General features: G+C 33.2%; 23 protein-coding genes, 2 other RNA genes and 1 riboswitch. Of the genes, 3 read left to right on the plus strand and 22 right to left on the minus strand.

What is annotated here, in order from left to right:
- Nucleotides 1-54: 54 nt before the first annotated feature.
- From SB773_RS01780 to SB773_RS01850, 15 genes are all read right to left on the minus strand, one after another.
- The gene (locus tag SB773_RS01780) at nt 55-1,602 is read right to left on the minus strand and encodes a glycoside hydrolase family protein (RefSeq protein ID WP_410588299.1); all 1,548 of its coding nucleotides are present in this window, start codon (nt 1,600-1,602) and stop codon (nt 55-57) included.
- Between the two features lie 92 nt (nt 1,603-1,694).
- Entirely contained in the window at nt 1,695-2,747 is a 1,053-nt protein-coding gene (locus tag SB773_RS01785; RefSeq protein WP_107886919.1) for a glycosyltransferase family 4 protein, read from the minus strand.
- Nucleotides 2,744-3,544, minus strand: a complete 801-nt coding sequence (locus SB773_RS01790; RefSeq protein WP_410588301.1) for a glycosyltransferase family 2 protein — start codon at nt 3,542-3,544, stop codon at nt 2,744-2,746. The genes SB773_RS01785 and SB773_RS01790 overlap by 4 nt, the downstream gene beginning before the upstream one ends.
- Nucleotides 3,519-4,733 carry an O-antigen ligase family protein gene (locus SB773_RS01795; RefSeq protein WP_410588303.1) on the minus strand — a complete coding sequence of 405 codons (1,215 nt, stop codon included), beginning with the start codon at nt 4,731-4,733 and terminating at the stop codon, nt 3,519-3,521. The genes SB773_RS01790 and SB773_RS01795 overlap by 26 nt, the downstream gene beginning before the upstream one ends.
- A 3-nt stretch (nt 4,734-4,736) precedes the next feature.
- On the minus strand, nt 4,737-6,179 hold the full coding sequence (locus SB773_RS01800) for an oligosaccharide flippase family protein (protein WP_410588305.1): 1,443 nt from the start codon (nt 6,177-6,179) through the stop codon (nt 4,737-4,739).
- 83 nt (nt 6,180-6,262) lie between these two features.
- On the minus strand, nt 6,263-6,901 hold the full coding sequence (locus tag SB773_RS01805) for a sugar transferase (protein ID WP_410588307.1): 639 nt from the start codon (nt 6,899-6,901) through the stop codon (nt 6,263-6,265).
- 18 nt (nt 6,902-6,919) lie between these two features.
- The gene (locus SB773_RS01810) at nt 6,920-7,540 is read right to left on the minus strand and encodes a CpsD/CapB family tyrosine-protein kinase (protein WP_410588309.1); all 621 of its coding nucleotides are present in this window, start codon (nt 7,538-7,540) and stop codon (nt 6,920-6,922) included.
- Nucleotides 7,527-8,270, minus strand: coding sequence for a YveK family protein (locus SB773_RS01815; RefSeq protein WP_410588311.1), 744 nt, complete (start codon nt 8,268-8,270; stop codon nt 7,527-7,529). Before SB773_RS01815 ends, SB773_RS01810 begins: the two co-directional genes overlap by 14 nt.
- Nucleotides 8,271-9,464, minus strand: coding sequence for an acyltransferase family protein (locus SB773_RS01820; RefSeq protein ID WP_410588313.1), 1,194 nt, complete (start codon nt 9,462-9,464; stop codon nt 8,271-8,273). It abuts the gene before it with no gap.
- Between the two features lie 332 nt (nt 9,465-9,796).
- A complete protein-coding gene (locus SB773_RS01825) occupies nt 9,797-9,937 on the minus strand; it encodes an FbpB family small basic protein (RefSeq protein ID WP_001228050.1) in 141 nt (46 codons plus the stop codon).
- A gap of 337 nt (nt 9,938-10,274) precedes the next feature.
- The gene (locus SB773_RS01830; protein WP_002135339.1) at nt 10,275-11,141 is read right to left on the minus strand and encodes a 5'-3' exonuclease; all 867 of its coding nucleotides are present in this window, start codon (nt 11,139-11,141) and stop codon (nt 10,275-10,277) included.
- Nucleotides 11,142-11,273: 132 nt separating this feature from the next.
- The gene (locus SB773_RS01835; protein ID WP_410588316.1) at nt 11,274-11,999 is read right to left on the minus strand and encodes a P-type ATPase actuator domain-containing protein; all 726 of its coding nucleotides are present in this window, start codon (nt 11,997-11,999) and stop codon (nt 11,274-11,276) included.
- 354 nt (nt 12,000-12,353) lie between these two features.
- A riboswitch (M-box (ykoK) riboswitch) is annotated at nt 12,354-12,519 on the minus strand.
- Nucleotides 12,520-12,722: 203 nt separating this feature from the next.
- Nucleotides 12,723-13,109: a DUF350 domain-containing protein gene (locus SB773_RS01840; RefSeq protein ID WP_002086561.1), complete on the minus strand. Its 387-nt coding sequence runs from the start codon at nt 13,107-13,109 to the stop codon at nt 12,723-12,725.
- A complete protein-coding gene (locus tag SB773_RS01845; RefSeq protein ID WP_410588318.1) occupies nt 13,106-14,341 on the minus strand; it encodes a glutathionylspermidine synthase family protein in 1,236 nt (411 codons plus the stop codon). The genes SB773_RS01840 and SB773_RS01845 overlap by 4 nt, the downstream gene beginning before the upstream one ends.
- Before the next feature lie 3 nt (nt 14,342-14,344).
- Nucleotides 14,345-14,656: a hypothetical protein gene (locus SB773_RS01850; protein WP_002126505.1), complete on the minus strand. Its 312-nt coding sequence runs from the start codon at nt 14,654-14,656 to the stop codon at nt 14,345-14,347.
- A gap of 83 nt (nt 14,657-14,739) precedes the next feature.
- Between SB773_RS01850 and SB773_RS01855 the strand changes: the two genes are divergently transcribed.
- On the plus strand, nt 14,740-15,189 hold the full coding sequence (locus tag SB773_RS01855; RefSeq protein ID WP_002030848.1) for a hypothetical protein: 450 nt from the start codon (nt 14,740-14,742) through the stop codon (nt 15,187-15,189).
- 55 nt (nt 15,190-15,244) lie between these two features.
- Here the strand turns inward: SB773_RS01855 and ssrS (SB773_RS01860) are convergent.
- The 5 genes from ssrS (SB773_RS01860) to SB773_RS01880 form a co-directional block, all read right to left on the minus strand.
- Nucleotides 15,245-15,428: non-coding RNA, 6S RNA (gene ssrS / locus SB773_RS01860), on the minus strand.
- A gap of 21 nt (nt 15,429-15,449) precedes the next feature.
- Nucleotides 15,450-15,632: non-coding RNA, 6S RNA (ssrS, locus tag SB773_RS01865), on the minus strand.
- A 116-nt stretch (nt 15,633-15,748) separates the two neighbouring features.
- Nucleotides 15,749-16,582 carry a sulfurtransferase gene (locus SB773_RS01870; protein ID WP_113733889.1) on the minus strand — a complete coding sequence of 278 codons (834 nt, stop codon included), beginning with the start codon at nt 16,580-16,582 and terminating at the stop codon, nt 15,749-15,751.
- Nucleotides 16,583-16,584: 2 nt separating this feature from the next.
- Nucleotides 16,585-16,857, minus strand: a complete 273-nt coding sequence (locus SB773_RS01875) for a YpbS family protein (protein WP_000451806.1) — start codon at nt 16,855-16,857, stop codon at nt 16,585-16,587.
- Between the two features lie 21 nt (nt 16,858-16,878).
- On the minus strand, nt 16,879-17,346 hold the full coding sequence (locus SB773_RS01880; RefSeq protein WP_289403531.1) for a GNAT family N-acetyltransferase: 468 nt from the start codon (nt 17,344-17,346) through the stop codon (nt 16,879-16,881).
- 71 nt (nt 17,347-17,417) lie between these two features.
- Here SB773_RS01880 and SB773_RS01885 point away from each other — a divergent pair, with 71 nt between their 5' ends.
- Complete coding sequence (locus tag SB773_RS01885) at nt 17,418-17,672, plus strand: DUF3931 domain-containing protein (RefSeq protein WP_000369740.1); 255 nt, start codon at nt 17,418-17,420, stop codon at nt 17,670-17,672.
- A gap of 3 nt (nt 17,673-17,675) precedes the next feature.
- Here SB773_RS01885 and SB773_RS01890 read toward each other — a convergent pair whose 3' ends face one another.
- A complete protein-coding gene (locus tag SB773_RS01890) occupies nt 17,676-21,335 on the minus strand; it encodes a dynamin family protein (RefSeq protein ID WP_410588324.1) in 3,660 nt (1,219 codons plus the stop codon).
- A gap of 218 nt (nt 21,336-21,553) precedes the next feature.
- On the minus strand, nt 21,554-21,811 hold the full coding sequence (locus SB773_RS01895) for a hypothetical protein (RefSeq protein WP_001270163.1): 258 nt from the start codon (nt 21,809-21,811) through the stop codon (nt 21,554-21,556).
- Nucleotides 21,812-21,911: 100 nt separating this feature from the next.
- Here SB773_RS01895 and SB773_RS01900 point away from each other — a divergent pair, with 100 nt between their 5' ends.
- The gene (locus SB773_RS01900) at nt 21,912-23,075 is read left to right on the plus strand and encodes a DUF418 domain-containing protein (RefSeq protein ID WP_410588325.1); all 1,164 of its coding nucleotides are present in this window, start codon (nt 21,912-21,914) and stop codon (nt 23,073-23,075) included.
- Nucleotides 23,076-23,083: the final 8 nt, after the last annotated feature.

A 23,083-nucleotide genomic window follows, 5' to 3' on the forward strand; every position in this document is an offset into this window, starting at 1 on the left:
CGAATTCATCACACCACCTAATACTTGTACAACTTATGCAAAGAGAAGAACATCTCACGTTATTTTAGTCGTAATAAGCTGACCAACTTCATTAATAGTAACTTTCCATTTCGCTCCACTAGCAGTCTTCATAATTACACCTTGACTCGCTTCCAGCTCAATATCTCCAAACATTCTTCCGCCAGTTGTCGCTAACCAAGCATTTCCATTTTCCATAGAAGACCTTGCAAAAATACGATTAATTCGAAAACGCTTATGGTCTTGAGAGTAACCACTCAATGTAATTCTTACTTTATATAACTGATTAGCTTTCATATTCGATATAACTGTATCTCCAACATTTAATGGAACATCTGCCGCGATAATCCAACTCCCAGTTGCACTTAATGCATATTCAATTTTAATTTTCTTTGGGCTCTCTCCCCATCCAAAGTACATCCCAATACAATTCAACATTTTGATCGGATTTTTCGTAAAGTCCAATTCAATAACAACTGGATTACTATCTGGAACATCAATATAATTCACACTTTGTTCATCTATTAAATTAAAACAATTAGCGATATTTCCTCCGTAAGGTAATTTCCCACTTACTTGCTTGACACTATACTTCAGCTGAGCATTTACTAAAATATCATCTTGATTTCCTATTAAATGTGGTTTATTCAGCGTCAAAGGTAACTGAATCCGAAGTGATTCTTCATAAGTAGACTTACAAACATTGTATTGTCCGTTATCTACAATAGTTGTTGAAAGTAAATTTGAAAAAAGGTAGTTACGATGGGAATTGGAAGAAAATTCAATTGCTATTTGTTCACTACTCATCCTGTACGTATCCCAAATCATACAGTTGAATGTATTATAAGCACCTGAACAACGAATTGCTTTTTTCGTTTGTTGTCTACATTGCACTTGAATATCATGAAACGTATTTCCTGAACTTTCATTTGGTAAATCACTATTCCCATCTACTTCTATTCCATACTGACATCCATCAATAAATATAGATTGAAATACATTTGCGTTAATCCAGCAAGGTGTATTTATATTGTCTACATATTCCGTTTTTAAATATATTGCAGTTTGAAAATTTTTAACTTGAACATAGTTAACTTGAAAGAAACTAATATAATCCCACGCTTTTTGACAATAAAAATGTATAGCTTTTCCTTTATATGATGGTGTGGTATTTATTATATTTATATTTGATATGACAGATTGATTAGGCACTTCTATTTGTTGTGAACCGGAAACATAAATAACAGATGACTGAAATACTTGATTAATAACTTGAATAGTACCGCCAGTTATAGAAGCATTACTTTGTAACTCAAACGCATTAAAATCTCCATCAATTTGCAGCGTTACGGTAGGATCTAACTCTAATCTTACGTTGGATTTAATAACAATCGGCTTCAATATTTTATACGTATTAACCCCTGTAATTCTTACCGTCGAAATTCGGTTCGCTACACAATAATTAATCGCTTGTTGAATCGCTAACGAACTATCACTTCCTGAATTCGGAACTGCACCAAAGCAATCAATATGAACACTATTTTCTGGCGCACACTCCTCTTGTGAAGAAATATATTCTGACAAAATAAATTCACTCCTCATATTGCCTTTTTCATATAATATGTGAGTTCTCTCTTAAAAGTTTGTATCATAAAAAAAACAAACGACCTCCACGGTCATTTGTTTAATTCATATATATCCTTCGTTTCTTCTACCATTTTAGTTAACGAGAAATTTCTTTCCGCTTTTTCTCGCGCTTTCACTCTAATATCATTCACCTTTTCTTCATTTCCTTGTAATTCCTCCAGCACGTCTGCGAATTCAGATTCGCAATATTCAGATATTAAAACACCTGATTCTCCATCTATTACCGCTTCATTTATTCCGCCGACATCTATTGAAACAATTGGTGTTCCTGTAGCCATTGCTTCGATTACTACCATTGGAAACACTTCACGAAAAGATAATAAAAGTAATACATCCATATTTCCTATAAACTTATGTGGCTCTGAAATATTTCCTAACATCTTTACACTTTGTTGCAAGTCATATTTTTCTATTTCTTTCATAATAGATTCTTTCTCTGGTCCATCACCAGCAATATAAAACATAAAATCATTTCTCTTTTTCAACACATTTGCAATTTTAACAAATAGTTGATGATTTTTCTCCTTGGATAATCTAGCTAATATACCTACTTTATAAGTAGATTCTTTCTTTTTCTGCTGGAATAAAAATTTTTCAATATCCACACCGTTGTAAATTGTCTTTACTTTCTCTTCAGCTACATGAATTGAAATTAAGTTATTCTTTTCAAATTCACTTACTGTAATAATATTGTTCACATATTTATTCATGACATAACGAAAAAGAATTGGCATTTTCTTTTCTAGTATCGTTACATTATGTTTCGTATACACGATTTTTATCTTTCTTTTAATAAACTTTTGAAGTAGAAAAGCATATAATACCATTCGCAAACTATTTGCATGAATAAGTTCTATCTTTCGTTTATAAATCTCTTTTCGTAAGTAATGAATATTTCTCAAATGATTCCATCGACTAAGTAACATGAAATTTTCTTTTCTAGTAAGAGATTGATATAATTCTCCCTCACCTGCAGCTGTATAAACCGTAATGTTTTCATATTGCAAATTGTTTTCCAATTTACAGAAGTAACTCTCGGCTCCCCCAGTTATCAATTTATCTGTCATCAACAATATATTCATACTTGCGTCTTCCCAACTACATTGATTTTATTTTTTCTATATGCATGGTAAGCATATTTACTAAAATAAAAAAAGGTTTGCAATGGATTAAGCGATTTTTGTGCTCTTAATAACTTCCAATATCGGAAGGCCGCTCTTATTTTATTTCTCGAAACAGAATTTGTAACGATTCTATATTTCGCTAACACTTGTTGTATCCCTTTCGCCTCATATCCTTCATTTAATAAGTTCAGCCACAACGCTGTATCTTCTGGTTGTACACTTGGCATTTCAATACAAGGAATCTTCTCACGATCAATCATCACTGTTAAACACCCGATAATTGTATTTCCTGCCAAATAATGATAATCAACAGATTCCGGTACATTTACATTTCTATTCAGGCCATTTCCATTTTCATCTATTAAACTATAAGACGTATACGAAAATGCAGCTTTCATTTCTTCCATAAATAACAATTGCGTCTGCAGTTTATTAGATAGCCAAATATCATCACTATCTAAAAAGGCAATATACCTTCCTCTCGCCTTTTTAATCGCTATATTACGCGCTTTAGCAGCACCTACATTTTCTTTTAATGATACTAATCGAATGCGCGAATCTTCTTCTATCATCTCTTTAATTATTACAACTGAGTTATCTGTTGAAGCGTCATCAACTATAAGCATTTCCCAATTTTCATAAGATTGACTCCTCACAGATGCGATTGTCTCACCTATAAAACGTAAACTATTATAAGAAGGTGTTATTATGGAAACATACGGCAACTCATTATGTACTGATAGACACTTTACCATCTATCGTTCCCCTTCTTTCATATATTGAAATGTACTTCACAACAACTGCTAAAAACAGAAAGAACGCTTCGTTAATAATAAGTGACAATGAAATCATCTGAAATAAAAATGCAATCATAGTCAATAAAAGATATGGTTTTTCACGAAACAAGTTATACTGAGTTAACTTGAACATTAATATTAATAAAAACGCACTATATAAAAGAAAACCGATTGTACCCGATTCAGATAAAATTTCTAAAAATGTATTGTGCACATATAATTTCTCATTGAACTGGTACTCATAATAATTCGAAAAATTAAATGCACCTATACCGATATATGGATTAGATAAATAATATTTGAAAGCAGCTTCCCATAATGTAAATCTACCACTTCCATTATCATGTGAAAAATCAGAAATCCGCTTATTCAATAGATCATCCAACTGTCCACCCATTACTGCATTCGATAAACTAAAAATAGCAATACTAAATATTACTAAACCTATTACTATTTTCACTTTTTTAGCAAAGCTGGACATACATATATATACAACAAGAACAAGCACAATTGCTAAAATCCCACCTCTTGAAAATGTTAATAAACTCGTCGTAACACATAAAACCAATCCGATGACGTTGGTCATGTTATATAAATTTGTCATATAATACATAAAAAATATCGTATTATAAAAAATAAAAATGTTAGGATCATCTAATAACCCAATTAACCTTGGATATCCTCTATCAACTAATAATCCAGCATAAACCTCTCTCTCTTCCCCACCATATAATCCAAAATATTGTAATCCGATTATATAGAGTATAAGACTCACAATATTAAATACTAACCCTGCATAGACAATGGATAATTCGAGCACTACTATTTCGGTATTCCCCAATAAATTTCTCATTATAAAATAACAACCTAAAACAAGAAGCACACCAAAAATCATACGAATACTAGCACTTAAATATATGGAAAGAATACCACTTAAACAATAAATGAAATAGAACAGTAAAAATACCACTTCATGAAAATATAGCTTTTGAATATGAAAGTCTTTAATTGTTAAACAAAAATAAATGACTAAGAAAATCATATATATTTTCAAGGAAAATCCTATATATATATTGTATTTACTTAACATAACAAACAAGATTAAAAGAAAAATCCATTTCATCGAAATTTGCATATTATTTTCCATAGACTATATCCCCTGTTTCGTAATATAATCCTTTTCTCGTGTCTTTCGTATAAACGAAAGAATAAGTTTTTTCAACTCATGATCATATAGGAATATACCAACTACTACGATAAACGTATGAAGTACAAGTGCAATCAAATTGTAAGTATGCAACATATATTGCACTCCTATAAAAGTTATGCCAAAGTAAATTGTATAAGGGATTACAATTTGAAATACAATTTTTTTCTTCACTGCACTTACTGTTATATATCCTACTAAGGCCACTATCTCAAATAAAACCATAGCATAAGCTGCCCCTATAACTCCCCAGATACTACTGAAGCTGTATAGCATAATTCCACCAATCACTAAAGCAACACACTGCACGACAGTTCTTTTCTTTTGCCCCCCACTCGTTGTTAAACCATCAGCGATAGCAATATTTATACTTTGTAACACAATAAGAAAAGATAATATTTGAAGTGGCTCTACTGCATTACTCCATTCCTCATGAAAAAATATAGAAATAAAATATGGCGCTAAATTATATAAGCCTATCGTCATACATATACCCACAACTGCCATTGATTTCATTTGAAGCATATTTAATTTCATATGCTCTTCTAAATTATTTTGGTTATAATGTTTAAAGAGCACCGGGAAAAACGCTCCTGCAATTACCCCCGGCACTTGGTATAAAGCTGCTGGCATCCGATAAGCAACCGCGAAAACACCTACCATACTTAATGACAATGTATAGTTGAGTAAAATAGGTGCTAATTGTGGCGTACTCATTATTAAAAGTCCACTTACAATAAAAGGTGTTAATTGCCAAAATAATCCTTTATGAACTATTACTTTCATATTCATATTTATATTCATTTTTCTTCTCATTACGTAAAAACTAAATAAACCACCGATCATATAACCAAAACCATATAAACGAGCCGTTATATACACTGGTAGTTCTCCGAAAATACAGATAAATGTAATTATGATGACAATAGATGCTGATACAACTTTAATAAGGGCTATATATTTCATACGTTCCATCAACTGAAAATAAGCAATCCCTATATTTTGCCACGTTAGTCCTATTAACATTAAGAACATTACGTTCAACATCATATAAATTAAATCCTTATCCTCATACACAAAATGAATAGCTATATAACCAATTACCGAAATGACAATTAGAAGAATCATCCTTATCTTTATATACGAAGATAAAATTGCCTCTAAATCTACTCCTTCCTTTGCTCCTTCTCGAAGAAATGTATTACTAAGTCCTAAATCTGTAAAAAATAACATAACAAACGTTAATGCGATTGCAACACTAAACATCCCGTAATTTTGTGCATTAAAAAAGTTGGCTAAAGCAATTAAGCTAATGGCTTGAAGAAGATTAGCTAAAATCGTACTATAAAATAAATGTACAATATTGTTTAGAATGGATCTACCCATACCAGTTCTCCTTTGCATGTAACCTACTTAGATTCGTTGTATATTCATCTATTATTTGTATAAAAACATATTTACTATGTTTTTTATCTTGCACCATTCCCATTCAATACAATTAAAACAGTTTTACATAAAATATGAATATCCATTCTAATTGTTTTCAATTCCATATATTCCATATCCAATTTTAACTTTTCTTTCGGATCAAGATTATATCCTCCATTTATTTGTGCCCATCCTGTTAACCCCGGCTTCACCAATAAACGGTGCTTGAATTCTGGAATATTAACTTCGAATTGTTCATAAAAATACTCTCTCTCTGGTCTAGGACCAACAAAAGACATATCACCTTTTAAAATATTTATAAGTTGTGGTAATTCATCAATTCTCGTTTTTCTTATAAACAATCCAACCTTTGTAATTCTCGGATCATTTTCATTTGCCCATTGTGGTCCGTTCTTTTCAGCATCACTAACCATCGATCTTAATTTAAATAAATTAAACTTGTTTCCATTAATCCCTAATCGCTCTTGAAAGTAGATTGGAGCCCCTGATGTTTCTAAAGCAATCATCATACAAAAGAACAATATAATTGGTATCGTTAAAAGTAACAATATGAGTGAAAATATAATATCAAACAAGCGTTTTACACTTCGACTCAAAATCTTATCCTTTTCTTGAGCTGGAATAGCATACAACTTAGCTTGATTTGTTTCACGAATCATGGATCGTTACCTCCAAATTCAAGAATATAAAACTATACCTAGCAATTCACATTCTTTCCGCTTTATGTCCGCTATTACTTTTTGCACTGTGCGCAGCGAATCTTTCCGTTTTTTGACTGCCAAGATTACTCCATCGCATTTTCCCACAATAATGTGCGTCGCAGGAAGCTCAAATACTTCAGATGAATAAAAGAAAATGTAATCAAAATCTTCTTTCCACTTATCAATTACATTATCAAATTCATCCATAGCAACTAACGGCGTTCCGCTGTGTACTGTTTTTTTTGCAGGAATACAATACAAGTATTTAGACAAATCACTTGAAAACGTTTCATAATTACATGGATGGGAGCTTATTATATCGTTTACTGTTGTCATATGATCGCTTTGTAATAGTAGGTGTAGTTTAGGGTCCGAAAAATTCACATCGATAAGTAACACCTTTTTTTTCATTTCCGCAAAAACTAGCCCCATATTTACTATAAGCGAGGCAACAACGCCTCTGTCCTTCGTTGAAATAACTGAGAATAGTTGTTTTCCAGATTTTTTCAACTCGTGATATACAGTATAAAACTGCTCTTTCATCAGAGCATCATGCGGATCGAATGGCAGCTTTTTCTTTGTCTTAAACATCGACATGTTCACCTCGATATATAGATGATTGCTTATCAACCTCTTTAGGTTTCTTTTTTCTTTTCGGTTTCATATTTATATGACCAATAACAGAGACTGTCGTTATTTTCTCTAAATCCTGTTCCACGTATATACGTTCATCAAAATAATCTCGAAATACAGCTAAACCTACACCAACAAAAAAACTAACAATTAAAGAGATAGGAATGATAAGTTGAAATTTCGGAAACAGTTTTTCAGCTTCTTCCTGTAACTCTCGGTCAGTTAATATTTTTACCCCTTGTACATTCGTATACTGTTGAAAGCTTTTTTGAGATTGTTCTGCCAATGACTTTACAATTTCTTTCACGATTTTAGGATCCGAATCTTTTACTGTAACAGTAACAATTTGTGAGTTGTCCGTATTCAACACCGAAATTTTTTGTGCTAATTCATAACTTGATTGTTCTAATTTCAAAGTGTTTTTTACTGTCGAAATAATAAGTGGACTTTTTAAAATGTCAACAAACGATGTTACAAGTTGCTTATTTTCTTGTGTTTTATTCGCTGTATTTTCCTTATTAAACTCATCTAAATTTCCAACAAGAATTTGCGCTGAATATTGATACGAAGGCTTTAGCACATACATAGAAATAAGAACTAGAGAAACGGTTAAACAACACATCGTCAAAATGATCGTTACGAATCTTCTTTTCAATAACTGTTGAAAATCTTTTATACTCATTTCTTGCTTCAATTATTTCACCGCCTTTGTCTGAATAACATCCTGCACGTCATTTTCTACAAATAACTCCTTCTTCTCTCTATCCGCTCGTTTTGTTACATACTTTCCGACTCTACATGCAAATTTTTCTACAAATACATACGAAATCGTTGCTAGTATAAGCGAAAGAATAAGCGACAAAATTAAAACAATAGGTAACGGTAATATTTCATGGAGCACGTATATAAGAGAAAATAAAGATATGATATGGTATAAATAAAGACTGTAAGAAATCTTCCCCAAATATAACAAGTATTTATTATGCAGCAAGAACGACAAAGTTGATACTGACAAGCTTAATATGACAAATAGACATGCACTTATCGCTACTACGTAGTCTCGAAATATAAAATTATTGAGCACTTTAATTTCTCCAATAAGCCCTTCATACATATAAAGTAAAATCGCAAATAAAAACCATGTAATTTTCGTGTTTTTAGTACAATTACTATAAAAAGCCATTAAATTATTTTTATACTTCGCAACTAGTGCTCCTAGTAAAAATAGCACTGTATAATGCAACGTTAATACATAGCTTGTTAATGTTAAACTCGAGCGAAATAAGAATAATATCACGACAGAACATATACTAAAACTAAACAATGATAGTAATGAACCCCTTACTGTTTTTCGTAAACAAACCATCAAAACTAACGGAAAAATTATAGATATTCGCATTTCATGTACAAGTGACCAAATCACACTGTTATATGTATCTGTATTATATTTCCCAATCAATAAAACATGCTGTGCTATTAGACTTGAAGAACTTTCAATCGTCCATGAGCGATTAAACCATTCGCTTAAATAAGAAATACCATATTTACTTATTGTAGTCTGGCATATAATAGCTATGACTATTGCCACAATATACGGAATATATATTCTGCATATACGTTTTAAAAGGTATGATCCATAGCTACTATATGTTTTTTGAATAGATTCATACAAAACAAATCCACTCAAAACAAAAAAGATAATAACAGATTCGTTACCACTACTAAAAATAAGGCGTGCAGGCGTTTCTTTTAATAGATATACAACAAATGGTTTATTATCTTCATAACTGTAATTTTGAAATGCTGAGAAAATCATCAAATGATGACCAATCATTACTACCAATGAAGAAATTCCTCTTATAGAATCCAGTTCTTCATGCCTCTCCATCGTTTTACATCAACTCCTAATGAAATGATAATAATCATTTCAAAGCGACATCTTTATTCATATTCCTCTCCTTTCTTTTCATTCCAATTTTTCATATTAAAATGATTTTATAGTATAAATTTGAGTGTATTGTAACATTTTTTGTAATATTATGAATAGTGAATCTTAAAAATTGGTATATACCAATTTCAACCTCAAAAAATGGGTAATATTGTTAGAAAAACACTATAAAAATATGTTGCATACTTACAAAATTAAAGAGAGGACTAGTGTTTTTTCAATATAAAATAAAAAAGATAGCCTTTATTTATAGGCTATCTTTTTTATTTTATTTAATTATTAGCACCATTATATGCTACATGTCGTTTCTCAATCCGTTCTTCAATTTCTTTCATATTCTCTTTATTAGTTAGTAGGGATTGTTTATTTTCTATTAATAATTGTTTAAAGGATTTTCTCACTTTTTTTCGCATGTTTATTTTCCTCCTTGGGGGATGGTTTATATAAAAGATAACTTGAAACTTTAATCAATGAGAGGATTTACCCTCACTAATTATTAGCCTACATCAATCGGGCTTTTACAGGGAGTTACTCTTCCATCATCACTCTTTATTCAGCTATAATACTGAGATAGAAATCCTATCTCCCGTTAATGCGGGATAAGGATTTATCTGTGTGTCCTTATAATAATTGATTGTTGTGAATTCCATTTGAACTTCATATGAAAATTCCGTTTATTTTCTGACAACTTTGTGAACAAAAAAAAGAAAGGTTAATCAAAAATATATTTGATCAACCTTTCCATACTCTTTAAAGCATATTAATTAATATTTCAGGTCTTCCCCAATTCATTTCGTTACAAACAAAGCGTAGTTTTTCTTCGTCCATTGTGTGTAACCCTTCTTCTAATAAGCATGAAATTGGAACTTCACAATGAATTTGCGCTAATTGTAAAGAGATATTTAAATTCTCTAAATCACTTTCAATTTTTGTGCGCTGCGCTTTCGTTAATGATGCTATATTTTCTAGCACTGCCGATACTGTCCCGTATTCTTGAATCAGCTTATACGCTGTTTTTTCACCAATACCTTTTACACCCGGATAATTATCACTTGTATCTCCCATGAAAGCTTTCGCATGAACAATTTGCCAAGGTTCTACACCTTTCTCTTCCATGATTTTTTCCGGTGTGTAATACTCGTAATTTCCAATTCCTTTACGAAGAAGCATAACTGTAACATTCGTATCAACAAGTTGAAGTAAATCTGTATCACCTGTCAAAATATAAACTTCCGCTTCATTGCAATATTGTTTTGCAAGCGTACCGATACAATCATCCGCTTCATAACCTTTCATACCGATTACAGGCATAGATAATTTCGCAGTCATTTCTTGCACTAAATCAAATTGCGGAATTAATTCTTCCGGCGGTGCTGCACGATTTGCTTTATAATTCGAGAAAGATTCCGTTCTAAATGTCGTACTTCCCATATCCCAGCACGTTACAATGTGCGTTGGTTCGATTGCTTGTGTTGCTGTTAATAAATGCTTCATATAACCATGAATCCCATTCGTCGGGGTACCATCTTGTCGTTTCATAAATTGTCCATATACACTTGTTGCGTAAAAAGCACGAAATAATAGTGCCATACCATCAACTAATAATACTTTTTTCATAATTCCTCTCCTACTAACAAAAAATAATAACCTCACGTTATCACGTAAGGTTATATATAGATTACCATTCTACGTTTCTGTTCAACTTTGTCTATTATACATTGTTTTTGTATATTTAGCATCATTAACACATTAAGACATTCTACCGCAGCACGTATGAAGTATTCCTGAATACGTATTTTTACCTGTCGAAACAACTACAGCCTTTGCATTTCCGTCAACAATATACGTACCTTTGAAACATACATTTTCAAGTTCAAGTGGATTATAGTCTTTCATCCGTTTTAATGGAATAAATCGTTTACGTTCAAGATGATAGCAACTTTCAAATTTCTCAATACTAGCATCATTTCCTGTCAGCATAGATTCATTTACTAATAAATCATTTGCATAAATAATACGTACATCTGCTGGCACTGTATCGCCCTTTGAAAGAAAAATCATATCTCCAGGTACAAGCTCTTGTATTGGTAATTTCATCATTTTCAGTTCACTGTTTAGCCCTGTTACGCTACAGCCAGCTACTCTAGAAACAGTAACTGTTTCACATTGTAATTCATCACCCATATTTTGTTTTGAAAGACCTGGGATCATTCCACTTAGCTTCATCATTACTTCCGCAATACGCGCTCTTTTTGAAGTTAATTCATTTCGACCGTATACTTGAATACGCTTTTGTGCCTCTTTCATAGATAGTCCGTCTCTTGTTGTTTTAAAATACGCAAATACAGATTTTACATCTCTTGTTGCGATTTCAATTAATAAATCTTTATTTTTTTGAAGCATTGTTTGTTCTTTCATTGCTTTTTTACTTAATTTATACGAAGTGTTACCCACACTTTTATTTACATATAACATATTATCGTCTCCTCCTTTACAACATAGGAAGAAACGCTTTGTTTCTCAATTTATCCACTTTACTGTGAAAGTGTCTAGCGCTTAAATACTCGAATAAACGCTACATTATGATAAATATAGAGGGAGGAACAAGTCGTTTCCTGCCTACATCATATATTTTTGATTTGAAGTATATGGGTAACGGAACCGAGTCAGAATTTGACATGCTCCTCACCTCCTCTTTAATTTTTTAGTTATAATCTATACTATGAAATTACTCATAGCTTGCTAACAAAAAAGACCCTTACTCATAAGAGAGCAAAGGTCATTGCATACACAAATAAGCGATTCCTAATATAATACAATTAGAAATCTACGGACCTCTCCCTCGCCGAGTTTTAGCACTGTATAGCATAGGTTCATTACCAGCTACGTTAAGAAAAACCTTAATTCGATCATTCCTGTTGACCCATTGGCGTCTCTCGACATTTTTGGGCAGTAGCATTTCTCTATACAGGAGCCTCACCTAACAGAGACTTATTATAATTACATAGAAAATGTTACTCTTATTTAAAATAGATGTCAACACTTTGTATGGAAACTTTTCCTTATTACAATAACTATCTCGAGTTTAGTACACTAATACTCATCCTGCTCAGCGTTCGGCTACATAAATTAATTGAACACATATTGCAAAAAATTAGCAAATGAAAAATAAAACCCTTACGTTAAAATGTAAGGGTTTTAATACGTTACACAACCAGCAATTACAATTCCGATGGAAAGTGATAAAAACATAAGGAAAAGACCAACTGCTTGATTATCTTCTTCAAGACTTTTATTAATATTAAAACGTGGTGTAAGCCATTCCGCTAAATAAAAGACAATAATTTGAGCTAAGATCCCAACAGCTCCCCATGAAACCATATCAAGAATTGAAATAGAATTAGCAGCCGTTGAATATAAAACGATAGCAAGACCAAGTAGTCTTCCTCCAAGTACATAGCTTACCGCTTTATTCCCTTGAGCCATTAACTTAAATTCCTTAACTTTCGTTGTCACTTCCATAAGAAAAAGACCGATACATAAAAGTACAAGTGATACTGCTAAATATAGTAAAAAATTAATCATTTATTTTCCTCCTTCTTAATACCTACCGGTAAATAATACGATTCATTTCCCGTAATTTTTTCTCCGGCACGTATACCGATGCTGCTCGCTTTTCCAGCAATTAAAAAAGCCCCAAACACGTACGACAGCTTCTCAATTCCTTTTTCAGTTTCCAAAAATACAACTGGAAGCTCTGTATATTTCTGAAATATAGGCAGTGACGATTTATACGTTTCATGTGCATTTCGAATCATAATATTTGTATCCTTATCACGAATCGTAATCGTGTCACCTTCCCTACCGAACGAAGGTTTTTGAACGAAAGGACTTTTCCCAAAAAATAAATCTGGCTCTAAATATGTAGGAAGCATATATTCTTTAATCCACTTTTGTTCCTCACTTGTGTAAAAAGCACCTTCTTCTGCTAATCCCCAAATAAGACATTGAATTGATTTCGGCTGAAGTAAAAAGGCCGACAAAGGATTTATAATAAAAAGCTTTCCTTCTTTTACAAGTTGCAAAAGTTCTACTCCCACCAAATCCCCCGTTTCGGGATCTTGATCTTCAATCAAGTCTTCAATTGGATATGTTTGGCGATACAAAACATCAATTGGTAAACCATCTCTATCTACTAAAGCATCATCTGTAATTCTAAGTTCTGTCATTGGCATCACTTTATTTTCAACATGACATAGCCCACTCAAATACATAGTCGTATTCCAATCTTCTATATGTTCAAGATGAGCTGTGAAAACAACATTTGGATCTTCCATTCCTTTTGTAAAATCCATTACGGCTTTTGTAATACCAGAAGAAAGTAAGCGCTCTTGATTTGCATTTGGATCATCATAGTCAAGTTCTTCACAAACTTTTCCATTCATTTGAAAGCATTCCACAATAAAAGTTGGAGTATCACTATTAAACTCAAGCATTTTAATACGATTATCCTCTGTTAAAGCAAAATCAAATCGTGAAATAACAGATTCAGGATACATCCCTTTCAGTCTAATAAAAGGCAAGCTTGCAGTTGGAAAACCGAGTTCAAGAAGCTGTTCATTAGATAAATTCCGAAGAACTCTAGCAGTCTTAAAAAATATTTTTCCCATTCGTTCAGTTGCTACTTGTAATTGTTTCATTGTTTGCTCTGTTATCGGGAAAACATGAAACAAACTATACTCACATTCATATAAATCCGACCAGAAATGAGGATAATTCGAATAAAATTCTTTTCTTTTCTTTATGTATTGCGACATATTTTAACCTCCAAATCCACCTTTTGAACCGCTTCCAATTCCACCTTTAAATTCGGCCGAAGATTGATAAGTTTTAAACTCTGATGAATTTTTGAAGGTGGATTTATTTTGATAGTATGTACCACCATAAAAGTAATGTCCACGATAACCTGAACTACTATCATCACACTGCCAAACACCAAGCTCATCATCCCAATCCCAATCAGAACAACTATTATCATTCGGTTCGGGGGGAATATCTTGCGCGCAGCCAAATAAAGTGCCCGTCATTAAAGATGTTAGGACACCACCTACTAGCCATTTCGTTTTTGTCACCTTTGCACTCCCCTTTTTAAATTATATTTCTATTATATAAGATGTCATGATAAAGTAGAAGAAAAAGGAAGAAGAGGGATAAAATGCGATTGGAATATCGGCTCAATGATGAAACAAACGGGTATCCAGCTTTATGGAACTACGCAAATATTTCTAATTCTGAAATTGTCGCGCGCATGACTTGTGAATATTTTATAAAAGATGGAAATACATATATCGTTACTGCAACTTCAGTAGATCCAGACGGGACAGCAGTGTTATATATACAAAAAGAAGTTTTTTCCAACGACCCTTCAGATCCTACATACTCGCACATAGGTTTTGAAATTAGAGAACTAAAGGAAACCTGCTCAATTATGATAGAAAGTAAAGATATTTGGAATTACGAGGATATCTTACCCTCTCTCCATTCAGATATTATATATATTCAACGGGATGGAATACATTTGGAATTCACCCTCGATTCAAGAGAAATTGATGAAGACCGCAAGTGCTATATTTATTATGGGAACTTTACAGGTAAATCTAGATAACATGAGTATATTTATTCAACAAAAAAACCTTACGTATAAAACGTAAGGTTTTTTATATAGTCCCACATATGCCGTTATCTATAGATGTCCATAAACCTGCTCTCACAGGTGGATGTTCTCACAAATGTTTGTAACTTCCTTCTTAAAAAGATGGCCTGCTATCTACATTTAAATATTGAACTTCCGCATTATACTTATTGGTTTAAGACATACACAAGCTACGTACACCGTAGGAATTTTATATACTATTAGTTGAAATAAGACCCCCGCAAGTGCCGTCTCTCGTAAATGTCCAAAAACCCGCTACTCGCAGGTGGATGCCCTCACAGTTACCGTATATCTTCCTCCACAAGGAAGGCTTGATAATGGTCACTAAATATTGAGCTTCCGTAAAACTAACATCGGTTTTAGACATAAATAAGTTACGCACACCGCAGGATGTATTATTTACTTGTCGTTATATTATCACATTGTTTCCAATGTGTAAAATATAATTTTTTTGAAGCAATCTCTTGCTTGTGACCTTATTTTAATACAAATTATTTTTGCATGCAAGTGATTAATCTTCTTCTTTTGCAATTTGATTTTCTGGATAAGAAATCCAATCACTCCAGCTACCTGTATACAATTTAACATTTTGAAAACCAGCTAATTTTAATGCAACTATGTTCGGACACGCTGTAACACCAGAACCACAATATACGATTGTTTCCTTCTCTTTATCAAGATTTTGGAAACGCCCTTGCTGTTCCTCTTCGTTTTTAAAGTGTCCCGATTCTAAAATCCCATCTTTCCAAAAATAGTTTACTGCCGTCGGAATATGCCCTGCCTTCGAATCAACGAGCTCTTCCGCACCAGCATAACGTTTTGGTTCCCTAGAATCAATTAATGTCATATTTGCACCTGCACGAATATTCTCTCTCACCGTTTCCATCGTTACAAGCATATGATCTTGTACATTTACTTTGAATGTTTTTCGTATAGCAACAGGAATTTCCGTTGTTATCGGTAGTCCATTCTCTTTCCAAGCTGGAAATCCGCCATCTAATATATATACTTTCTCATGTCCTACATAGTTTAATAACCACCAGAGACGAGAAGCATTTGCACCCGCTTGACTGTCATATGCAATTACTGTCGTATGTTCACCAATACCAGCTTGTGAAAGCTTGTCTGCAAACTCCTCAATATTCGGCAATGGATGGCGACCACCATGTTCTGTTACAGGACTTGATAAATCTAAATTCAAATCAAAATATAACGCATGAAGAATATGTTCTTCCTCATACTTTTCTCTACCCCAATTAGGATTCGCTAAATCAAAACGACAATCGATTATACGGACATTCTCATCTTCTATATGCTCACGTAACCATTCGACTGTAACTATCATCTTTAACGACCTTCTTTCTCTTGCAAACGACTTACATACTCCATAACCATTTCTTCTGTAACAAATTTACGCTGCAGTGTAACACCATTTTTTGCAAGATCATTAATTTGCTTTGTTACAACATTAATGATATCAACCGAAAATTCTTTCCCCTTTGACGCAAGAGATACGGCTGCTTCAATAGCTGCTTCACGCTGCGCATCTAATTGTAAACATGCTTTTACACTTTCATTTTGTTTACGAGAATGTGCTGTAATTGCTTTATGTACTTCCATCTTCTCTTCCCCCTAAATAAGTTATACGTTCTTATTCAATTCCATTGCAAGCCGAATCATATCGCGACATACAATCCCATTTTCAATAATCTCTTCTTCATAATGCTTTGAAAAGTAATCAAAATCAATAGAAAAAATACGAAATCCACATTTTTGATATAAAGCAAGTTGTGAAACACTAGAATTGCCTGTACCAACTTCAAGTTTTGACATACCATATCCTTTAGCAGTTTCTACGGCATGACTTAATAGCTGCTTTCCAATCCCTTTTCCTTGCAAATGCTCTACAACCGCAATATTCATAATTTCCATTGTCCTTGGTCTTGTTTCCAAAAGCACATATATACCGATGATTCTTTCTTCTTGTTTAGCTATATACGTAAACCCTCTCTGTACATATGCATCAATTTGGCTTTCACTTGGATCAGCAAGAAGTAATAAAGATTTCGGTATAGCTTCTTTCGAAATACGCTCTATGACAACAGACATAAAAATTCCCCCTCCTCTATTGTTCTAAACCCCCCTTGTCTACCATAGATAATAGAAAGGAGGGATTCACCATGGACAACAATGAGAAAAAATGCAACGTCATCTCTATTGATGGAAAGAAAAAGAAGAGCGACACATATTCCTATCCAAAATTAGTAGTAGAAAACAAAACGTATGAGTTTTCTTCATTCGTCTTATGCGGTGAAACACCAGACGGCAGACGCTTAGTTCTTACCCATATGATTTCTACTGATGAGTTTGCAGGGTTTGTAAAATCTTTAGATACTGTACTACAAAAGAAAATTGAACGAATCTTTTTTTCATAACAGCTATTTAATATAAATTTCTTTTTCAATTTCTACTAACTGCCTTTGTAGCTCTTCTTTACTTTGTTCGTATAGTGATACATCAATTGTTTCAGCTAAAGCGAATAATATACTTTCATAATAATTCTCAACATCTTGCTGCATCACTTTTTGGAATAGGTTCCATTTTGCATCCCACTCTTGCTTATAATGATGAACGAATAAATCTTCTTCATCAACTACATAGTTTGATACGAAAGGTTCTAACACTCCTTTAGCGTCTTCTTGCATAAAAGCTTTATCATTTTTTTCAAAAAAGCTTTTCTCATTTTTAAAATGTGCTAGTGCCTTTTTAAAATCTTTTATTTCTATTGAAGGAAACGGCTCTTTATGTGTAATAATTTTATATTCATAATCCACTGTTCCACCCATAGAAATCGATTCATTTTCCACTTTGCAATTCACAACAATTTCATCCTTTGCACGCTTCATCGCTTCATCTATCCATTTTTCAAGACGTAATGATGTCGCACGCATTTCTTGTAATAAATCATGTTGAATAAATGAAACTAATTCCATTACACATTGCTGCAACTGCATTTTCACATTCCCATCTGTTCGTAACGACGCCGGATTAATAAATTCAGTAAACACATCGTTATAGCGTAAAAATAGACGTTGGTGTACATAATAAAGCAATTCTTTCACTTCATTTTGCATTGCTTGCTCTTCAGCAAGTACACTATATGATGAAATAATATGAAGTAGCTGATTACGCTCTGCTTCATATTTTTTTGTTTGCTTCTCTTTCTCATCATTTCCCTGCTTTGCGCCATTTATCATATTTACAAGAAGCTGATTCGCTCCTTGCAATGCACCATATAAAGCATGCACAGATACAAGCATTAAATCCCTCATCATAAAGGACGTAAATGATTCTTCAAACTTAGTAATCCCGGAGTTTTGTAAAATACCATACTTTTCTTTATCAATACTTTTCCCTTGCTTTTCTTCAAGCGCACATAAACTTGAAATTGCAAATAAACGTGGATTTCTAATACCGTATTGCAGGAGCTGATCCGCAATATAACCTTTTACCATTTCAAGTTCTTCTTCAGATTGTGCTAAATCGGCAGCATTTATTAAGAAGAACATTTTATCAAGTGCAAATGTATCCTTTACACGACCGAGCTGAATTAAAAATTCACGATCCGCACGAGAGAAAACATGATTATAGTATGTTACGAATAAAATAGCATCTGCGTTTTTAATATACTGGAATGCAACATCCGTATGGCGCGCGTTAATAGAATCCGCCCCTGGTGTATCTACAAGAGCTACTCCTTGCCTTGTTAAAGCACAATCATAATAAAGCTCCATGTACTCAACAAAGCATGATTTTTCTTCATTAGCTACATAATCAGAGAACTCCTCTAACGTAACTTGTAATTGTTCCCCTAAATGATTAGCAACTGCCTCATATCCTTTTTGTACCGCTCGCAAAAAGCTAAATGTTGTTTTTTGCTTCCCGCTTGGTGAAGGGTATTTCATAATTTGATCAATTTTCGTTAACGCTTCTTCCAATGTAGCAATTTCATAGTGAAACATTTTATAAACAGCTTTCATATCTTCTAACAGCGCTTGCTCTGACTTAAACTGGACAATTACCGTTCCATGTGGTTTATCTTCTGTCACTGGCAAAATTTGATTTATTGTTGCTGTCGTTGGGTTTGGCGATACAGGAAGTACCTTTTCACCGAGCAATGCGTTAGCAAATGATGATTTCCCAGCACTAAAAGCTCCAAATAACGCTACTGTAAATTGCTTCGTTTCTACACGCTGTCTTTTTCCAACTACTTCTTGCTGTAGATGTTTCAGTGTAGGCAATGGATCTAATATCGTTTCAGCTTTCTTCACTTTTTCTAATATACGCTGAATATTTAAAGCTTTCGTTCCTTTAATCTCTTCTTCACTAGCCGCTACGTTATCATTTACAATTTCTTGCTCTTGTAGTTTAAACTTCTCACTAACAACTTGTTTTTTACTTTGTAATATTTCGTCTATTTGCAATCCATCTGGTATAGAAACATTTTCATTCCAAATATCTCCTAAATAGCTCTCATATTCCTCATACGTCTTAATGTATTGTAATTTTGTTTCTTTTGCTGTTTGTAACATCGTGTATTTTTCAATTTCTTCTTCAATACGAGCAATCTCTATCTTCACTTTCTTCTGCAATATACCCGTACTTTTTCCAAAGATTTGCTGAGATTTCATAAAGTATCTTTTCTTTAACTCATTTGCAACGTCAGCAGTATAAAGAAGTAAGTAATCACCGGTAAATCCAGCCCCCTGTTTAATTGTTTCAGCCAACACTTCCGGTCCGAAAGCAATTTCTAACGCATATATGTCTTTCCCTATTTCCTCTGTAAATAACCCTTCTTCTTTTAAGAAGGCTACAATAAATTCTTTCACATGAAAATCAAGTTGCGTTTCAACAGTCTTTTGAAGAGCAGAATAAAAAGCATCTACACGTCTCTGTTTTTCTTGCTCCGTCTTTCCTTTCGCAAATAACAAGCCAACTTTAAACTTCGTTAATTTCGTTTCTAAATATTTATTTGCCAATTCTCTCATTTCAAATGGCATTAAATACGCGTTATCTAATATGGCTTGTAAACCTTTTATAAATTCATTTCTCACATCAGATTCTTTACTAGCCACCCGATTTTTATTTTCAGTTAACTCTTCCTTTTTTTCAACTATCTCTGAAAGTGACAGTGGTGATGTTAATTCTTCTTCATATTTCATGAGATGTTTTTCATTTTCAGAAAGAATAAACGAACAATGTTCTTGCAGTAAATATTCTGTTTCTCGCTCCATTCCCTTTCTTACATACTGCTCTTTTTCTTTCATGATAGAAAAGATTAATGCTTCTAAACTTTGAATTTCATTGTATGGATGATTCATCATTCGCAATGATGTATAGAAAATACCATCTACTTCAATATCCCAGTTAGAAAAAGACTGTTTTACACTATCTCTATACTCTTCAAACGATAACTCATTTGCTTTATGTTTATCTATTTGGTTTACAACGAGATAAACCGTTTTATTACGTTGTTTCAATTCTTTAACAAACTGTAAGTTAACCTCTGATTGGACATGGTTATAATCCATCATATAGAAAATAACATCTGCTAGATGCAGTGTTGATTCCGTCGCTAATTGGTGGGCATCATCCGTAGAATCAATTCCGGGCGTATCAACTAACATAACCCCATCAGGAATTGGCGCATCATTTCGATAAATATGAACACCAATTACTTCATCACCGTCTTTACATATTTGTTTTAATTCTTCTGCTGAATATGCGCCGTCATATTCATACTGTTCTCCTGACTTAATCGTTACAACAACACGATCAGATCCTCTTTCAATTTTAACAACGTTAGCACTCGTTGGAATCGGACTTGTCGGTAATAATTGCGCTTTATATAGGTGATTCATCATTGTCGATTTCCCCGCAGAAAAATGACCACAAAAAGCTAGCATAAGCTGCTCTTGTTTATATTTTTGAATCACTTCAAACAACTTCAAACTATTCTCTACATCGCCGTTTTTTTGCCACTCTTCATAAAAACAAACAAGTTTTTTCATACCGTTTGTCTGTACTATGTTTGTCATCCCCTTGTTCCCCTTTATCCAAGATGTATATACTTTATCCCGCTATTTGTGGGCAGTAAAAACCCGTTTCGTGCGGGCTAGTAATCAGTGAGGGATAGACCTCCCCGCTGATTAAAGTTTCACTTTATTATCATACTAAATTTTCAGCATATTCACATCAAAAATAAAAAATCCCTTTCATTCTTTTTACAAATGAAAGGGATTTTATGTAATAGTATTCATTTTGTTGTTCCTACTCCATTTAAAACATACTTTGTAACACCAACATATATAGCAATCGTTCCTGCAACAAGTGCATACACCATATTAACACACCAACCTTTTTTGATAATGATTATCACTTTTGAATACATTTTATCATTAAAGAGAATCATTATCAACAAATTTCTAAAAAAGAAAGCTCCTTCGGGAAAAGGAGCTTTACTGCCTGTTTTAAAGAAGTTTAAAACTTGCTGTGCACTCTTATTATATCTCATAATACACATCTTAGCAGTTTTAAAAATTGGAAATTACCTATATACCCTCCTCTTTACATTTTGTATAATAAAAGGGAATTACTTAACAAGGAGGAAAATAATGACACAAAATATTTCACAAGGCGAGAGGATACATTCCATCGATATTATTAGAGGAATAGCTGTACTAGGTATTTTTCTTGTTAACTGGCCAGTTATCGCTGGTGTTGATTCTCGAGACATTTCCGGCGTTTATGATGGATTAGACAGCTATATTCGCTTGTTTTATGACATGTTTATTCAAACAAAATTTTATACTATTTTTTCATTTTTATTCGGATTAGGTTTTTATATCTTTATGAGTCGTGCTGAGGCGAAAACAGATCATCCGAAAACTTTATTTGTTCGCCGCTTGCTCATTTTATTATTATTTGGGTTCTTGCATTATGTTCTTTTATGGGACGGGGACATCTTACATACTTATGCAATCACTGGGTTTTTCTTATTTCTATTTTATAAGAGAGAACCTCGAACTACTTTAATATGGGCAATCGTTCTATTAAGTTTCATGCAATTGTTCACGTTATTAGGTTCTCTTCTCATGTTACTAGTGCCAGTAGATGAATTAGGCCTTTCCACAGCAATTATGCCGTTAGACAACTGGGGCTTACAAATCACAGACAGATTCCATTCTTTCTATTCTGAAGCAATAAATAACAGTCTTATTATGCTTCCTGAAACACTTGGATTATTTTTACTCGGGTTATATGCTGGTAAAAAAGATATTTTCCGCCGTGCAAAAGAATTAGATCCAAAGCTTAAGAAATGGCAAATCATTATGTTCATTTTAACATTGCCGATGTGGTTTATTATGGTGTACTTCTTTATGAATAATCAACCATACACACCATTATCACTTATCGGAATCACGACGATAAGTGGAAAAACGTTATTCATATTCTACATTTTCACGCTGATGCGTTTATTACAAAAAGAAAAATGGCAAAAATTATTACGTCCATTCCAATACGTTGGACGAATGGCGTTAACGAATTACATCTCTCATACAATTGTTACATTACTTGTATTCGGGCTATTGTTCAAAAATAATTATCTTGCTCCATTATGGGTAGGACCTCTATTTTGCATCGGTTTCTATACGTTACAAATCTTTATTAGCCGCTGGTGGCTTTCACGTTACCAATATGGGCCACTTGAATACATTTGGCGCCTTGGTACATACGGTAAGATAATGCCACTTAAAAAGAAAAGCAAGGTCTCATAATGAGACCT

The organism is Bacillus sp. SIMBA_074 (assembly GCF_046534555.1).
In the GTDB taxonomy this organism is placed as follows: Bacteria; Bacillota; Bacilli; order Bacillales; family Bacillaceae_G; genus Bacillus_A; species Bacillus_A mycoides.

Coding starts and splice junctions, on each gene's coding strand:
- SB773_RS01785 (WP_107886919.1), bottom strand. CDS start 2,747: ATGAATATATTGTTGATGACAGATAAATTGATAACTGGGGGAGCCGAG.
- SB773_RS01790 (WP_410588301.1), bottom strand. CDS start 3,544: ATGGTAAAGTGTCTATCAGTACATAATGAGTTGCCGTATGTTTCCATA.
- SB773_RS01795 (WP_410588303.1), bottom strand. CDS start 4,733: ATGGAAAATAATATGCAAATTTCGATGAAATGGATTTTTCTTTTAATC.
- SB773_RS01800 (WP_410588305.1), bottom strand. CDS start 6,179: ATGGGTAGATCCATTCTAAACAATATTGTACATTTATTTTATAGTACG.
- SB773_RS01805 (WP_410588307.1), bottom strand. CDS start 6,901: ATGATTCGTGAAACAAATCAAGCTAAGTTGTATGCTATTCCAGCTCAA.
- SB773_RS01810 (WP_410588309.1), bottom strand. CDS start 7,540: ATGTCGATGTTTAAGACAAAGAAAAAGCTGCCATTCGATCCGCATGAT.
- SB773_RS01820 (WP_410588313.1), bottom strand. CDS start 9,464: ATGGAGAGGCATGAAGAACTGGATTCTATAAGAGGAATTTCTTCATTG.
- SB773_RS01825 (WP_001228050.1), bottom strand. CDS start 9,937: ATGCGAAAAAAAGTGAGAAAATCCTTTAAACAATTATTAATAGAAAAT.
- SB773_RS01830 (WP_002135339.1), bottom strand. CDS start 11,141: ATGAAAAAAGTATTATTAGTTGATGGTATGGCACTATTATTTCGTGCT.
- SB773_RS01835 (WP_410588316.1), bottom strand. CDS start 11,999: ATGTTATATGTAAATAAAAGTGTGGGTAACACTTCGTATAAATTAAGT.
- SB773_RS01840 (WP_002086561.1), bottom strand. CDS start 13,109: ATGATTAATTTTTTACTATATTTAGCAGTATCACTTGTACTTTTATGT.
- SB773_RS01845 (WP_410588318.1), bottom strand. CDS start 14,341: ATGTCGCAATACATAAAGAAAAGAAAAGAATTTTATTCGAATTATCCT.
- SB773_RS01855 (WP_002030848.1), top strand. CDS start 14,740: ATGCGATTGGAATATCGGCTCAATGATGAAACAAACGGGTATCCAGCT.
- SB773_RS01870 (WP_113733889.1), bottom strand. CDS start 16,582: ATGATAGTTACAGTCGAATGGTTACGTGAGCATATAGAAGATGAGAAT.
- SB773_RS01875 (WP_000451806.1), bottom strand. CDS start 16,857: ATGGAAGTACATAAAGCAATTACAGCACATTCTCGTAAACAAAATGAA.
- SB773_RS01880 (WP_289403531.1), bottom strand. CDS start 17,346: ATGTCTGTTGTCATAGAGCGTATTTCGAAAGAAGCTATACCGAAATCT.
- SB773_RS01885 (WP_000369740.1), top strand. CDS start 17,418: ATGGACAACAATGAGAAAAAATGCAACGTCATCTCTATTGATGGAAAG.
- SB773_RS01890 (WP_410588324.1), bottom strand. CDS start 21,335: ATGACAAACATAGTACAGACAAACGGTATGAAAAAACTTGTTTGTTTT.
- SB773_RS01895 (WP_001270163.1), bottom strand. CDS start 21,811: ATGAGATATAATAAGAGTGCACAGCAAGTTTTAAACTTCTTTAAAACA.
- SB773_RS01900 (WP_410588325.1), top strand. CDS start 21,912: ATGACACAAAATATTTCACAAGGCGAGAGGATACATTCCATCGATATT.